At 59.2% G+C, this 14,468-nt stretch carries 13 protein-coding genes; 10 read left to right on the top strand and 3 right to left on the bottom strand.

Annotated features, from left to right (window positions below; genetic code table 11):
* Positions 1–16 precede the first annotated feature (16 nt).
* Positions 17–688 (bottom strand): haloacid dehalogenase type II, encoded by a 672-nt coding sequence (locus tag WA411_RS03250; RefSeq protein ID WP_291904722.1) that lies wholly within the window; start codon positions 686–688, stop codon positions 17–19.
* A 133-nt stretch (positions 689–821) separates the two neighbouring features.
* On the opposite strand from WA411_RS03250, the gene WA411_RS03245 reads away from it, so the two are divergent.
* The 5 genes from WA411_RS03245 (at position 822) to WA411_RS03225 (ending at position 6,574) form a co-directional block, all read left to right on the top strand.
* Positions 822–2,045: an alpha/beta hydrolase gene (locus WA411_RS03245; protein WP_291904723.1), complete on the top strand. Its 1,224-nt coding sequence runs from the start codon at positions 822–824 to the stop codon at positions 2,043–2,045.
* A 33-nt stretch (positions 2,046–2,078) separates the two neighbouring features.
* Positions 2,079–2,990: a LysR family transcriptional regulator gene (locus WA411_RS03240; protein ID WP_291904725.1), complete on the top strand. Its 912-nt coding sequence runs from the start codon at positions 2,079–2,081 to the stop codon at positions 2,988–2,990.
* Positions 2,991–3,226: 236 nt separating this feature from the next.
* A complete protein-coding gene (locus WA411_RS03235; RefSeq protein ID WP_291904727.1) occupies positions 3,227–4,447 on the top strand; it encodes a Bcr/CflA family multidrug efflux MFS transporter in 1,221 nt (406 codons plus the stop codon).
* Between the two features lie 70 nt (positions 4,448–4,517).
* Positions 4,518–5,015 carry a thiol peroxidase gene (gene tpx, locus WA411_RS03230; RefSeq protein ID WP_209399462.1) on the top strand — a complete coding sequence of 166 codons (498 nt, stop codon included), beginning with the start codon at positions 4,518–4,520 and terminating at the stop codon, positions 5,013–5,015.
* A 221-nt stretch (positions 5,016–5,236) separates the two neighbouring features.
* Positions 5,237–6,574, top strand: coding sequence for an MATE family efflux transporter (locus WA411_RS03225; RefSeq protein WP_291904729.1), 1,338 nt, complete (start codon positions 5,237–5,239; stop codon positions 6,572–6,574).
* Here the strand turns inward: WA411_RS03225 and WA411_RS03220 are convergent.
* Complete coding sequence (locus WA411_RS03220) at positions 6,560–6,985, bottom strand: thioesterase family protein (protein WP_209399461.1); 426 nt, start codon at positions 6,983–6,985, stop codon at positions 6,560–6,562. The genes WA411_RS03225 and WA411_RS03220 overlap by 15 nt on opposite strands.
* 374 nt (positions 6,986–7,359) lie before the next feature.
* Here WA411_RS03220 and WA411_RS03215 point away from each other — a divergent pair, with 374 nt between their 5' ends.
* The 4 genes from WA411_RS03215 to WA411_RS03200 all read left to right on the top strand — a co-directional run bounded on the left by WA411_RS03215 (position 7,360) and on the right by WA411_RS03200 (position 12,126).
* Positions 7,360–8,997: an MBL fold metallo-hydrolase gene (locus tag WA411_RS03215; protein ID WP_291904733.1), complete on the top strand. Its 1,638-nt coding sequence runs from the start codon at positions 7,360–7,362 to the stop codon at positions 8,995–8,997.
* Positions 8,998–9,188: 191 nt separating this feature from the next.
* The gene (locus tag WA411_RS03210) at positions 9,189–10,574 is read left to right on the top strand and encodes a M14 family metallopeptidase (protein WP_136630926.1); all 1,386 of its coding nucleotides are present in this window, start codon (positions 9,189–9,191) and stop codon (positions 10,572–10,574) included.
* 45 nt (positions 10,575–10,619) lie between these two features.
* Complete coding sequence (locus WA411_RS03205; protein ID WP_153634101.1) at positions 10,620–11,588, top strand: DMT family transporter; 969 nt, start codon at positions 10,620–10,622, stop codon at positions 11,586–11,588.
* Positions 11,581–12,126, top strand: coding sequence for a carbohydrate-binding protein (locus WA411_RS03200; protein ID WP_153634102.1), 546 nt, complete (start codon positions 11,581–11,583; stop codon positions 12,124–12,126). Before WA411_RS03205 ends, WA411_RS03200 begins: the two co-directional genes overlap by 8 nt.
* Before the next feature lie 16 nt (positions 12,127–12,142).
* On the opposite strand, the gene WA411_RS03195 is transcribed toward WA411_RS03200, so the two are convergent.
* A complete protein-coding gene (locus WA411_RS03195; RefSeq protein ID WP_291904739.1) occupies positions 12,143–13,327 on the bottom strand; it encodes a MalY/PatB family protein in 1,185 nt (394 codons plus the stop codon).
* 210 nt (positions 13,328–13,537) lie between these two features.
* Here WA411_RS03195 and WA411_RS03190 point away from each other — a divergent pair, with 210 nt between their 5' ends.
* Positions 13,538–14,425, top strand: a complete 888-nt coding sequence (locus WA411_RS03190) for an AEC family transporter (protein ID WP_209399457.1) — start codon at positions 13,538–13,540, stop codon at positions 14,423–14,425.
* Positions 14,426–14,468 lie beyond the last annotated feature (43 nt).

Below are 14,468 nucleotides of genomic sequence, written 5' to 3'. Positions count from 1 at the left end.
CCTGCCTCCTCTTGCTTCAGAGGTTCTTCAGGATTGCCTCTAGTTCTGAAAGACTGTTGATCACTGCTGAAGGCTGTATGCCCCAATCTTCAAAAATTTTATCCGGATCCCTCTGTACCCAGATGGCGAGTAATCCCGCAGCTCGGGCACCGATGACATCCCAGGCATTGCTCGAAACGAGACACAAAGGTTTTTCCCAACAGCCCGTGGCCCTACGGGCATAGGTGTAGACAGCCGGATCGGGTTTGAAGGTTTTGATGTCATCTACTGACACCAGGCCTTCAAACTGGTCCAACAGATCGTTATGCCCCAATACCTTCTCCAGCGCAGGATAACTTCCATTGGAAAACGCGAACAGCGGATACTGCCCTTTCAGTGTTTTCAGTGCCGGCAAAGCGTCGTCGAAGGCGGGCAGGGACAGGTAGGCCGCCATCAGGGCGTTTTCGCGTTCTTCGGACAGGATCAGTTTGTGGGTGGCCATGGCGTAGCGCAGGGCTTGGCGGGTGCAGACACCGAAGTCTTCGTACACTTTCATCAGGCCCTTTCGGAACGAGAACTCCAGCTGTTTCTCCCGCCAAAGTGCGGCTACGGCTTCTGCCCTGTCGCCAGCGTCCTCCGCCAGGAGGAGGGACATGCCCATGGGGTCGACCAGGGTTCCGTAAACGTCGAAAGCGAGAGTCATGCTCATCGGTGGGGCTCCTCATCCGGAAGGGGGTTCGGGGTCGTATTCTGAGGTCACAGTATCGGGATTTGAACGATCACTCAACACAGCCAGCAATGACGACGGTTTAAACGAAAGGAGCGAATCTGACTCGGCAGCTATGACTATCCTCAGGAATCTGCTCGTTTTACTGGTGCTGGGCACCACCGCGGCCTGTGCCACCAGCACTCAACTCTATACCCCCGGGCCTTCAACATTGGGCGCCGAACCCGTGTCCGATTTCGACCGCTATGTCGAATCTGCCAAAGCCTATGTCGATACCAATCTGTTGCCGGTGGAAGGGTTTAAGCGGGAGCAACAGGTGTTGTGGAACCTGCCATACCGGTTATCGCCGGCCGCCGACTGCAACTCCGGAGATCACACCGGGCTGTTGCTGGTGCACGGTCTGAGCGATTCGCCCTTTGTGTTCCGGGATCTGGCCCGTTACCTGGCGGATCAGTGCATTGAAGTCCGGACCCTGTTGCTGCAGGGGCATGGTACACGGCCCGGCGATATGGTGACGGCCAGTGCCGATGTGTGGCGTGAGCAGGTGCGCAATCACTTCGTCGCCCTGTCGAAGGAGGTGGACCTGGCGTTTATTGGGGGCTTTTCACTGGGTGGTGCTCTGGCCACGGATTATGCCCTTTCGAAAACCGGGCCCAGACCGGAGGGCCTGGTTGCGGTCGCACCCGCCTGGCAGCTCAACGGTCTTCGGGACTACCTCTGGTTGGCGCCAATTGCCGACGTGTTTGGTGACTTTGTGGAGAAAGAGCCGGAGCTGAACCCGGTAAAATACGAGTCGTTTTCGTTTAACGCCGGCAGTCAGATCGGCGATGTTATCTCGTCAGCTCAGGGCCGCATCGTCCAACAGGAAAATATTGATATGCCGTTGTTCCTGGCTGCGACAGAGGCCGACTCGGTGATCAACCTCGATTATCTGGTCACGCAGTTCCGAAAACGGTTCCGCCAGCCCGGGAACGCCATGATGATTTTTCGGGATAGCCGAACCCCCTGGCCCGACGCACAGGCTGATGAACGCATCCGGTTTATGAACAGCTACCTGCCTGATGCCAATATTCTGGAATTCTCTCATCAATCCCTGCTGATCTCGCCTGACAATGAGCTCTATGGTCTGGGGGCGCCGCTGCAACGCTGCCTGGAACCGAACAATATTTCCCTCGAGGGTTGCCGCCGGCTGCCGGAGCAAGACCTCTGGTTCAGTGCCTGGCACGACACGGAACGCCCGGTATACACCAGCCGGTTGACCTACAACCCCTGGTTCGATGATCTGGCAGAGGCGATTGGGGCATTTATTCGTACACACGCTTCAGCCGAGGGGCCGTAGCGCCACCGAGGACATCGGGTTACACTGCCATTCATGAACCCGATTGATACATTCAACCTGGATTTCCGGGCCCTGAGCACGTTTCTGGCAGTGCTCGATGAAGGCAGCGTGTCCCGCGCTGCGATTCGGCTAGGCGTTACCCAGTCCGCGGTGAGTCACACCCTGGAACGCCTCCGCCAGGCATTGGGCGATCCGCTGTTCGTGAAGTCGGGGCGAGGCATTGTGCCAACCCGCTACGCACTCCAGGCAGGCCCCCATGTTCGCCAGATTCTGGACGACCTGCAGTCGCTGTCTTCTGGCCCTCCGTTCAGTCCTGCCACGGCCGAGTTCACGTTCACAATTGCTGCCAATGACTACCAGCGAGATCTTCTGCTGCCCGGTCTCGTGCGTACGTTGCGGCAAGAGGCCCCGGGTATCAGTCTGCAGGTTATTCCTTCTGGCATTCCCCGGGCTGACCTGTTGCGGAAGGATGTATGCGATCTGGTGATTTCGCCCCACGCGCCGGAGGCGACGGACATTATGCAGCGGGGCTTGATGGCTGATCGGATGGTGGTGTTCTACGATCCCGAACACCGGAAACCGCCAGTGGATCTGCCGGAATACCTAAAGGCAGACCACATCGCCCTGTTATTCGCTACCGGCGAGAAACCCACGGTGGAAACCGCGATTGAGGCGCGTGGACTGGTTCGTCGCAATGTGGTGACGGTGTCCAATTTTTCGGGTCTGCCTGAGTTTCTGCGGGGTACCGACATGCTGGCGACGGCGCCTGAAGGCATGAGCAAACACTTACTTCGCGACTTCGCCTGGGTTCCCCTGCCCTTTGATTTCAAGCCGTTCACCTTGCTTATGCTGTGGCATCGCCGCAATCAGAATGACCCTGCCCACAAGTGGCTGCGCAATCAGGTGAATGCCGTGGCCGCTACGCTCAACGGTCTGAAAAGTTAATCAATTAGTTTTGCTCATAGGTTGTATGAGCCTTCTTGCCGTTATCTTCCATCTCCTTCTGCCCTAGACTGCGTTTACTCCCGTGTCGGCCAGGTCGGGTAGGGCTCTCCAAAACACGCTCCTTGCGGCACGTCCATGTGACGCTTGACTGTCGCCATCCATGGCGACAGACAGTTTTGGAGAGCCCTACCCGACCCGGCCTGTTGGACTTTTTGAGATAACACATCAGGAAAACCATGCTGACTTTAACCAGTGTCTGGACAACGATACTTCTCGCCGCCGCTGTGGCCCTTGGGCCGCTGGCGACGGATATGTATCTGCCGGCGCTGCCACAAATCGGTTCAGACTTCGGCACCGGTCCCGATCAGGTTCAGCTGACGCTGAGTCTTTATTTGGTGGGGTTTGCCATTGCTCAGCTGATTTGCGGTCCGTTGGCCGACCGTTTTGGTCGCAAGCCGATCATGATTGGCGGTTTTGTGCTGTTCGCCATTGCCAGTATTGGCTGTGCCCTGGCGACCAATATTGAAACCTTGATCCTGTGCCGTTTTCTGCAAGCGCTTGGTGGTTCTGCCGGGCCGGTTCTGGGTAGGGCGGCGATTCGAGATATTTACACGCCCCGCGAAGCCGCGAAGATCCTGGCGATTCTGGCCAGCATCATGGCCCTGGCGCCGGCCGTGGCGCCGACCATTGGTGGTCTACTAACCGCCAGCCTTGGCTGGGCTTCTGTGTTCCTGGCGTTGGGTGGCTATGCCCTGGTCATGGCGTTGGTAGTGGCCTTCGGCATTCCCGAGCCCATGCGCCCGGAGCATCGGCAATCTTTGAAGCTCTGCAGTCTGCTGCGGAACTATCGGACTATCGCGAAGGACATCAGCTTCGTGGGCTACACCCTGACCAATGCGCTGATTTTTTCCGGTCTGTTCGCCTTCCTGTCTGGTTCTTCGTTCGTCCTGATCGATTTCCTGGGCGTGCCAACCGAGCAGTTCGGTCTTTACTTTGCGTGCATGGTGGCCGGGTACATCGTAGGCAACCTGACTGCCGTCCGTCTCGGCCGTCGCCTGTTGCCGGACCAGATCCTGATGCGGGGACTAATCATTGCCGTGGTTGGTGGCAGTCTGATGGCCGTGCTGGCACTGAGTGAAGTGTTCAACGTCTGGGCGGTGATCCTGCCCCAGGCCCTGTTCATGATCGGAACCGGGATGGTGCTGCCCCAGACCATGGCCGGCGCCCTGGCCAACTTCCCGAGCATGGCGGGCTCCGCTTCTGCCCTGTTCGGCTTCACCCAGATGGCCGTCGCGGCCATCGCTGGCATGCTGGTCGGCCATCTGCACGACGGCACCTCTCTGGTCATGGCCCTGATCATTGCAGCCTGCGCCGCCATCGCCATGGGCTGTTATCTGGTGCTGGTTCAGCGTTATCCTGCAAAAGGTTTCGAGCCACAAGGCGCGACCGGCAATTAAGGCAAAATCATCCAAAGTGGTCTACACAGAGTACTTAACACTCTAAACCAGACACCAAGGAGCAAAGACTATGAGCAGCGTTAACCTGGACGGCAATCCCATTGAACTGAGCGGCAAATTTCCGGAAACAGGCGACAACGCGCCTCCCTTTACCCTGACCAACAGCGGCCTGGAAGAAGTCAAACTCGACAACTGGGCCGGCAAGCGCAAGATCCTGAACATCATCCCCAGCATCGACACCGGCGTCTGCGCCGCGTCTACCCGGAAGTTCAACGAAAAAGCCGGCAGCCTGGACAACACCGTGGTACTCGTCGTCTCCGCCGATCTGCCCTTCGCGGCCGCCCGCTTCTGCGGCGCTGAAGGCCTGAAAAACGTCGAAACCCTCTCCACCTTCCGGAACTACAGCTTCCAGCAGGACTACGGCGTCGCCATCCAGGACGGCCCCCTTGCCGGTCTCTGCGCCCGGGCGGTGGTTGTACTGGATGAAAACAACAAGGTCATTCACAGCCAACTGGTTGATGAGATCAAGGACGAGCCGGATTACGATGCGGCGCTGAAGGTGCTTTAAGCGCTCGAACTAAAGCTCTGCAGTTGGAAAGACCACCAAAAGTTGGGGCGAAGGTGCCGGAGCGGCCCGCCAGGAGTGTCATTGCCATGGATGGCAATGCCAAGCCCCCAGGGATGGGTTTACGGCGTCTCCTGGCGGGTCGCTCCGGCACCTTTGCTAACACCAAAAGCCAGACCTGTTAGAATCTCGCCTCCCAGCCAAACCCAAGGCATCAAAAACCAGTGCAGACCACCACCCAAAACCCATCCCTGGCCCGCCAGCTCTACAGCATGACCTGGCCCATGCTCTTCGGGGTACTGTCCCTGATGACCTTCCAGCTGGCCGACAGTGCCTTCGTGGGTCAACTGGGTCGGGATCCGCTGGCGGCCCTGGGCTTTACCCTGCCGATGCAGCAACTGATCATCGGCCTTCAGGTGGGTCTGGGCATTGCCACCACGGCGATCGTTTCCCGCACATTGGGTGCCGGCGATGAGCTTAGAGCCTATCGCCTGGGCGGTCTAATCATTACCGTTGGCGGCAGCCTCGTTTTTGTTATCTGCGTGGCTCTGTGGTTTCTACAAAGCCAAATCATGACCGCCCTTGGCGCGGAAGACTCACTGCTGCCGCTGATCCGCCAATACTGGGTGCCCTGGCTGATGGCCGCCTGGACCGGCGCGTTCCTGTATTTTGGCTACAGCGTTTGCCGGTCCCATGGCGACACCAAATTGCCCGGGTACATGATGGTGGCTACCAGCCTTACCAACATCGCCCTGGACCCGCTGTACATTTTCGTTTTCGGCTGGGGCCTGCCCGGTGCCGCCTGGGCCACCATTACCTCTTTTGGTATCGGCAGCCTGGTGATCTACCCGAAACTCCTGAAACGCCACTGGGTTCGGTTCGATCTTCAGGAGCTTGCGCTCTGGAAGGCCCTGAAACAGCTCAACGGCATCATGGCGCCGGCCATGGTCAGCCAACTGATGCCGGCGGTTTCCGCGATGCTTGCGACGGCCCTGGTAGCGGGATTCGGCTCGGCCTCGGTGGCCGCCTGGGGCCTGGGCACCCGCCTGGAATTCTTCTCGATTGTGGTGGTACTGGCACTGACCATGTCGATGCCGCCGATGATTGGCCGCATGCTGGGGGCTGGCGATATCGAGCAGATCCGGAAGCTGGTTCGTCTGGCCGTGCGTTTCGTGGTGGTCTGGCAATTGGCCATTGGCCTGGCCTGGGTGGTGGCATCGGGGTTGGTGTCCGAGCTGTTCTCGAGCGACGGTGACGTTCAGGAGGTTCTGGCCGGCTATCTGTTGCGGGTGCCACTCAGTTATAGCGGTCTGGGTGTGTGTATGCTGATGGTGTCGGTGTGCAATGCCCTGGGGCTGGCAATGCGGGCCCTGCTGGTGTCCACCCTGCGCCTGTTTGTGTGCTTCCTGCCTCTGCTCTGGCTGGGCAGCCAGATCAATGGCATCTCTGGCCTGATGAGTGGTGCGCTGGTCGGCAATCTGTTTGCCGGCGCCATGGCGTACAGCTTTTACCGGTCCGGCATGGCGCGCTTGAAGGCCGAGGTGGCCTCAGGCAAAGCGTGAACGGAAGCTTTCGGGTATTGGCACCACTTCTTTGCGGTGGTAGTTGAAGAAGACGAAGCCGTATTTCGCCAGGGCCACGGGCTGGCCGCTTTCGGCCTTGGTGACCCGGAATACGAAATCCCCGCCATACTTGTTGAAGTCCATAACGCCTACTTCAAACCTGAGCATTTCCGGAAAGAAGGATTCGGACTGATACATGGTGGCCAGGTCGGTGACGATGATGCCGGTGCCATCCTTGCTGGCTTCCTGGATGCCATAACTGACCAGGAACTGGGCCCGGGCTTCGGACAGCATGGAGATCAGGGCGTCGTTGCCAAGGTGGTTGGCGCCGTTGATGTCGGTGATTCTGACCGGCATTCTGGTTTCGAAGCAGAAGGCGTCGTCCGGGAAGGAGAGTTTGATTCGGGCCACTGGGGTTCCTGTTTTCGTTTCTTATCTTGGGGCGAATCATACGCTGTTCGACTTTAGTGTTCATCTCGGGATCTTCTGAGTTAAATCAGTTATCTTGCTGTCAGACCTTTGCGCATCGAGCCTGGTGGAGCGATGGCTGGGAAAGGCCTTCCAAAACGCGCTCCTTACGGCACGTCCATGTGACGCTTGACTGTCGCCCCTCAGTGCTAAATGCTCCTGCGTCGCACTGAGGGTCCGGGGCAGGCCATCCGTGGCCAGCCCGTGAAGGGCTTTCGCCCTTCACCCATGGCGACAGACAGTTTTGGAAGACCTTTCCCAACCATCGTTCGTACTTTGTTCGCGCACTGAATAATAACGAACGCATCTGGAGTCTTATGGAAATTCGTCCTGCTGCCACACTGGTTCTGGTTCGTGATACGGCCGATGGCCTTGAAGTCCTGTTGCTGCAACGCACTTGGGACGCAGTGTTCATGCCCGGCTATTTTGTGTTTCCTGGCGGGCGGGTCGAGGAAGACGAGACTCATGGCCAGGACCATATTGTCGGGCCCGGAGATGCCGAGATCAGTCAGACCATGAGTGTCGATGAAGGCGGTGCGGACTACATGCTGGCGGCGGTTCGGGAGTGTTTTGAGGAGTCCGGGGTTCTGGTTGCCGTGGACCAGCAGGGCCTTCCCATAGCCGGGGATCATCCGGTCCACGCTGACCGAAAGTCCGTGTTCGATGGCGAGCTGTCGTTGGCCAATCTATGCGAAAAGCATGGGTTGGCGATTCCCCTGGACCGGCTGGCTTATCTGGGCCACTGGATCACGCCACCGGGACCACCAAGGCGTTTTGATACGCGGTTTTTTGTAACCCCCGCTCCCGATGGCCAGGTGGCCAGTCATGACGGGGTGGAGACCATTGATCATGTCTGGATTCGCCCGGAGCAGGCCCTTGAGGATCATCGGAATGGCCAGCGGTTGCTGGGGTTGCCGACGATCCGGACGCTGCGGGTGCTCAGTGATTTCGACACCACTGAGGCGCTGATGCGCTACGCCCATGCCAATCCGCCGGAGCCCTACCCGAGTCAGCCCTGGCCGGCCCTTAAAAAGGGCAAGGCGGTGACGCTGGAACCGGGGGCGCCAGCCTATGATGAGGCGGCGAAGCTGGATCCGGAAGGTGAAGGCTCAACCCGGGCAGAGATTATTCCCGGTGAACCGGTTGAGGTTGCGGCTCGGGTGATACGGCTGACGGCGCCCAATCCGGGCATGATGACAGGGCCGGGCACCAACACCTATATCCTGGGCCATGAGCGTTTCACGGTGATTGATCCAGGTCCCGCCAACGATTCTCATATCGAGCGGATTCTGGAGGTGACCGGTGGCGTGGTTGATCAGGTTCTGGTGACCCACACGCATCAGGACCATTCGCCGGCCGTAGCCGCCCTGAAAGAGCGCACCGGCTGCCGGGTATTCGGTTGGCCGGCGCCCGAAGGTGCGGGGCAAGACCAGACCTTCCGTGCCGACGACGAGCCGGAGCACGGCGATCTGATTGTCACCGAGGCCGGGATTCTGAAGGTGCTGCATACCCCGGGCCATGCGTCGAACCACCTGTGTTTTCTGCTGACCGAGCAGAAGCTGCTGTTTTCCGGCGATCACATCATGCAGGGCTCAACGGTGGTGATTAATCCGCCGGACGGCGACATGAAGGCGTATATCGAGTCGCTTTACGAGTTGCTGGCCGAGTCCGTTCGTTACATTGCGCCAGCACACGGTTTCCTGATGGGCCATCCCGAGGCCGTTATTGATTTCCTGATTACCCATCGATTGTCACGTGAGCACAAGGTGGCCCGGGCGCTGGAGGCCCTGGCTCCAGCGGATCTGAAAACCCTCACAGCGAAAGCCTATGACGATGTTCCGGCCGCCATCCATGGCCTTGCGGCGCGATCAGCACTGGCGCATTTGCTGAAACTGGAGGCCGAACACCGGGCGTTCCGGGAGCACGACCTTTGGCACGCCGTACACGACAGCTAACGCGGCAGTAACGAAAGCACACCGGATTTCGCAAAATAACCATATAGTTGCTCGCTTTTGGGGCGTATAACTGTTGCCGTTAACACTTGCCCGGATTTCATGAAAGTGGCATTAAACCTTTGTCACAGCAGTATTCATGACCGCCAGAGGCACTCTATCCTTGAGCGCACACTGACGAACCGTGAGGAAATATGCTGTTTGAGCGGCTTCAAAAACCATCCCACCGGACCCTGCTGATTGCCCTGGTTATTCCCTGGCTCTCGGCCCCCCTGTTTGCCGAAACCGATTCGAAAGAAGCCGGCAAAAAATCCGAGGTGCTGATTGCGGAGCTGGCCGAAGACGAGAGCGTCGAGGATGTCGAGCATTCGGCTCCGCTGCAGCGGGACGGACAGAAAGAAAAAGCGCCGAAACCAAAAACCTCACGGGGCGGTGCCGGTATTGATACCCCCTCATCAGCTTCCCGCAAGGTGGCTCCGAACATCGATCTGAAAGAGGTGGCGCCACCACCCGAGGCTCAGGCCTCTGCGCCGCCTGAAACCGATGCGGACGCTGCCGAATCCGAGGTCATGGCAACGGAAGCGTTGGCTGAACCCGAGCCGCAACCCGAGATTCGCGAGGGCAAGGTGTTTACCCTGCTCGACAACGATGTCATGCCTGGCACCTCTACCCGCCTGGCGTGGACACCCGGCATCCAGATTGCCGGCCTGTCCCAGACAACCCCGGTTCTGGTGGTCAACGGTATCAACGCCGGCCCCACCCTGTGCCTCACCGGCGCCATCCACGGGGATGAGTTGAATGGCATCGAGATCATCCGCCAGACCATGTACGACCTGAACCCCGAAAAACTGTCGGGTACGGTAGTGGGTGTGCCGATCGTGAACCTGCCGGGGTTCCAGCAGGGCAGCCGGTATCTGCCCGATCGTCGCGATCTCAACCGGCATTTCCCGGGCAGCCCCGACGGCAGCCTGGCCGACCGCATTGCCCATTCGCTGTTCGAGAACGTGATTCGCAAGTGCGACATGCTGGTGGACATCCACACCGGCTCACTGAAGCGCACCAACCTGCCGCAACTTCGTGCCGACATGAACAACCCGGACGTGGCGGAATTCACTCGCGGCTTTGATCGCATGGCAGTGGTGCACAGCACAGGTTCGGCAGGCATGCTGCGCACGGCGGCTGTGGAAGCCGGGATTCGAACAGTCACCCTGGAAGCCGGCGAGTCTCACCGCATCCAGCAACACCAGATCAGCGCCGGCGTGAACAGCCTGACCAGCCTGATGGAACGCCAGGGCATGATCTCCCGGATGTTCGTCTGGGGCGATCCGGAACCGGTCTATTACGATTCCGACTGGATCCGCGCGGACCACGGCGGAATCCTGTTCAGCGAAATCGAGCTGGGGGCAAACGTGTCGGAAGGGGAAATTCTCGGTTACGTCTCCGACCCGATCACCAATGCCCAGCACCCGATTCGGTCCACCAGCGATGGCCGGGTTATCGGCATGGCCGTGGATCAGGTGGTGATGGCCGGTTTCGCCGCCTACCACATTGGTACGGAGGCAGAAGTTCCCGGAGAGTAGTATGCTAGGCTTTTTTCGGGCACCACCAACCCCACAGGAGCCTTTGTGTCTTCCGAGAACGCCGGAGTCTTGTCACGTATTCCCGGCCTGGCCTACATTGGCCTGGTTCTTACACCCCTGTTCTGGGCCGGCAACGCGGTTGTGGCCCGGGGCACGGTAGAGAGCATACCGCCACTCTCCATGTCGTTCTGGCGCTGGGTGATCGCCCTGGCTATCCTGCTGCCTTTCGGGCTTCCGGGAATATGGCGCCACCGCGAGGTTATCCGTCAGCGCTTCGGCTCCATGCTGGCCCTGGCGACTTTCAGTGTTGGCGCGTTCAATACTCTGCTGTATCTGGCGGCCACCACAACCACCGCCACCAATATTGCCCTGATCAACGCCACCATTCCCATTTTCGTCGCACTGCTGGCGTGGATTCTGCTCGGGGACCGCACCCGTCCGATCCAGGCCTTCGGGATAGCCCTGGCCATTACAGGCATCGTTACCGTAATCGCCCGCGGTGACCTCTCGGTGCTGACCAGCCTTGAAGCCCAGCCGGGGGATCTGATCATGGTGGCGGCGGTATTCAGTTGGGGACTGTTTTCAGTGCTGTTGCGGCGACAGGCCGTGCCTCTGCCTGCGTTGACCTTTCTGACCACGCAGATCCTTCTGGGAACCCTGGTTGTACTGCCGTTCTACCTGACCGATCTGATTTTCTTTTCCGGTGGCTTCGAGCTTTCCCGGAGCACGGCACTGCCACTCCTGTATTTCGCAATCTTCCCGGGGATCCTGGCCTATGGATTCTGGAATCATGGTGTGCATAAAATTGGCCCGGCCCGAGCGGCCATCTTCATGTACCTGACGCCTGTCTTCGCCTCGATTCTGGCGAGCATTTTCCTGGCCGAATCCCTCGGGCTGTTTCACATTATTGGAGGTGCGCTGATTCTTGCCGGGCTGGTGCTGGCCACGCAGACCCGAAAACGCACCCACTACCCAACCCCAGAACAGTCAGCAAAAGGAGACCCCAATGATTAGATCTATCCCAGGAAACGCTCACAGCTTCTTTTGCCTGGTTCTGGTCCTTCTGGCCGCCGGCCTGTCTTTGCCGGCTGCCGCAGAACCCTGCGATCCTGAAGAGTCCAAGTGGGTACCCAGCCGCTACTACCCGGCAGGCTCCGCAGTGTTTCACAAGGGCAACTGGTACGAATCCCGCGAACTGCATCAGGGGCTGGAGCCAGGCATTACCTTCGACTGGAAAGAGCTGGATTCTGTGCCGGACTGCGAGGGCCGTAAGCAAGCGGTTGAACAGTCCCAGACCGAAGAAGGTCAACAGGGACCCGAGGCCGGTACCAGCCAGACTGCCGGCAAGAGCAAGCGGGGCGAGACGGCTTCCGGCATGTGCGTCCGGCCCGACCCATGGCTCTTCTCCAAAAGCTACACGGTTGGCAGCCTCGCTACCCATGGCGGTCAGATCTGGGAGGCCATTCGGCCAACCAATGGCGATATGCCCGGCATGAACAAGCCTCCGCGCTGGAAACTGGTGGAGGATCACTGTTCCATGGAGCGACAGTAACCCTCCTGGCCAGTAGTCAGAGAGCCGCTTCTATCCGGCCGACAACCTCTTCCAGAACCGACCGCGGGCAGCCGATGTTCAGGCGCATAAAGCCGCTGCCCGGATCGCCGAAGGAAATCCCCGGGTTCATGCCCACCCCGGCTTGCCGGACGAAAAAGCGTTTCAGGCCTGCATCGTCCAGGCCCAGTTCGCGACAATCCAGCCACATGAGGTAGGTGCCCTCGGGAGAGGACACTCGAATACCGGGCAGTCGCTGGCCAACAGCTTCCACCACATAGTCCCGGTTTGCCTGCAAATAGACCATGAGGTCGTCCAGCCATGGGCCGCCGTGCCGATAGCCGGCCTCAAACCCGGCAATACTGAACGGATTGCACTGGGGCAGATGCATGGACTCGAACACTGTCTTCATCACCTTGCGTCGGTCCGCATCGGGGATCACAAGGGCTGACAGACCCAACCCTGGCATGTTGAAACTTTTGCTGGGTGCGACTGCCGTGACCAGTGCGTCGTCAGGGCCGGCCAGGTTCGCCAGCATCGTGTGGCGGGGTTTGTCAGGGAACGTCAGGTCGCAATGGATCTCGTCGGACACCACCACCAGCTGGTGTCGTCGCGCAATATCGAGAACTGTCCCCAGTTCCTCCTCCGACCACACCCGGCCAACCGGGTTATGGGGCGAACACAGCAGCAGAATTCGGGCATCGGGGCGGGCCGCACACTGCTCCAGGTGATCCAGATCCATGCGGTAATGACCCGTATCTCCGGTATCCGGATCTTCCGGCACCAGCGGGTTCTCGATCACCACCCGGCCACTGTGCCGCACCGAACTGAAAAACGGCGGGTAGACCGGGGGCTGGATGATGACCCCCTCACCGGGCCCGGCGTAAGCCATGCAGGCTGCGTTGATCGAGGGCACTACGCCGGGCGCCATCAGTATCCACTCTCGCTGGATTTCCCAGCCATGTCGACTGGCGAACCAGTCAATCATCGACTGGTATAGACTGTCCGGAAACAGCGTGTAGCCATAGACCGGATGTTTGGCCCTCTCGGCCAGCGCCTGGGTGACAGCCTCCGGTGCCGCAAAATCCATATCGGCCACCCAGACCGGAATCACATCCTCGGTGCCAAATACCGCCTTGCGGGCATCAAATTTGACGGAACAGGTATGTTCCCGGCGAACGAGGTGATCAAACGGGCTGGACACAAGCACTCTCCAGGGCAGATAACGTGGTAAAAAACGATATTGTGGTGGGCCCGTGCCACCATCGCAACTGTCGTCCAGAGATGTCGTCAACGTGTTCATATCCGGCTTTGGTCGAACATCGTCGATAAACACTTGCCCAGGCAGGGCAATACTTGCGAACCTAACGGTTTATCCAATAACAATGCCGAATTTTCTCCCGGAGCCTTTTTAATGATTGGCCAGATCCTGTCCACCATGTTGCCGGTATTCCTCATCGCCGGTTGCGGCGCCCTGTACGGTCGCTATCGGACGCCCGACATCCAGGGGCTGAACGTACTCAACATGGAGCTGTTTGTACCCATGCTGGTCTTTGCCGTGCTCGCAGACCAGCAGGCCCCGCTGCAGGAGTATGCCAGGCTGGCATTGGCCGCCACGGTGGTTGTACTCGGATCGGGGATTGTCCTGTATCCACTGGCCAAGGTTCTGAAGCTGAACCTGAAGACCTTCCTGCCACCGATGATGTTCAACAATTCCGGTAACATGGGCATTCCGCTGCTGGTTCTGGCCTTCGGTGATGAGGCCCTGCCGGCAGCCATCGTGCTGTTCATCGTGGAAATGCTGCTGCACTTTTCGGTGGGGTTGTACATGCTCGACCCCCATACCTCCATCATAAAACGCCTTAAGCTGCCCATCGTCTTTGCCAGTATTGCCGGGCTGTCGGTCAATCTCGGCGGCGTGCCCCTGCCAGAGTGGCTGCTGGAAACCTTGAACATGCTCGGTGGTGTGTGCATTCCGCTGATGCTCTTTGCCCTCGGTGTGCGCATGCTGGATATCGATTTCAGCGACTGGAAAATGGGCATGCTGGGGGCCATTGCCTGCCCTGCCAGCGGCCTGCTACTGGCCTGGCCAATGATTGCGATTCTCGATCTTCCCGGGTTGCAGGTGGCAGCGCTCTGGGTATTCGCAGCCTTGCCTCCGGCGGTGCTCAATTACATGGTGGCGGAACAGTATCGTCAGGAGCCACACACGGTCGCCTCGCTGGTATTATTAAGCAACCTGGGCAGTCTGGTGGTGATGCCCGTTGTGCTGGGCCTAGTGTTTGCCGCCGGCTACGTGTGAACGCCTGCCCGGTGACCGGCTCTGTTAGCTGAGGAAAGAACGG

The sequence above is a fragment of the Marinobacter sp. CH_CUG1437-1 genome, from assembly GCF_037029655.1.
Taxonomy (GTDB): domain Bacteria; phylum Pseudomonadota; class Gammaproteobacteria; order Pseudomonadales; family Oleiphilaceae; genus Marinobacter; species Marinobacter salsuginis.
The sequence above is the reverse complement of the archived record's forward strand: the minus strand, read 5'-3'. Positions and strand labels throughout refer to the sequence as shown.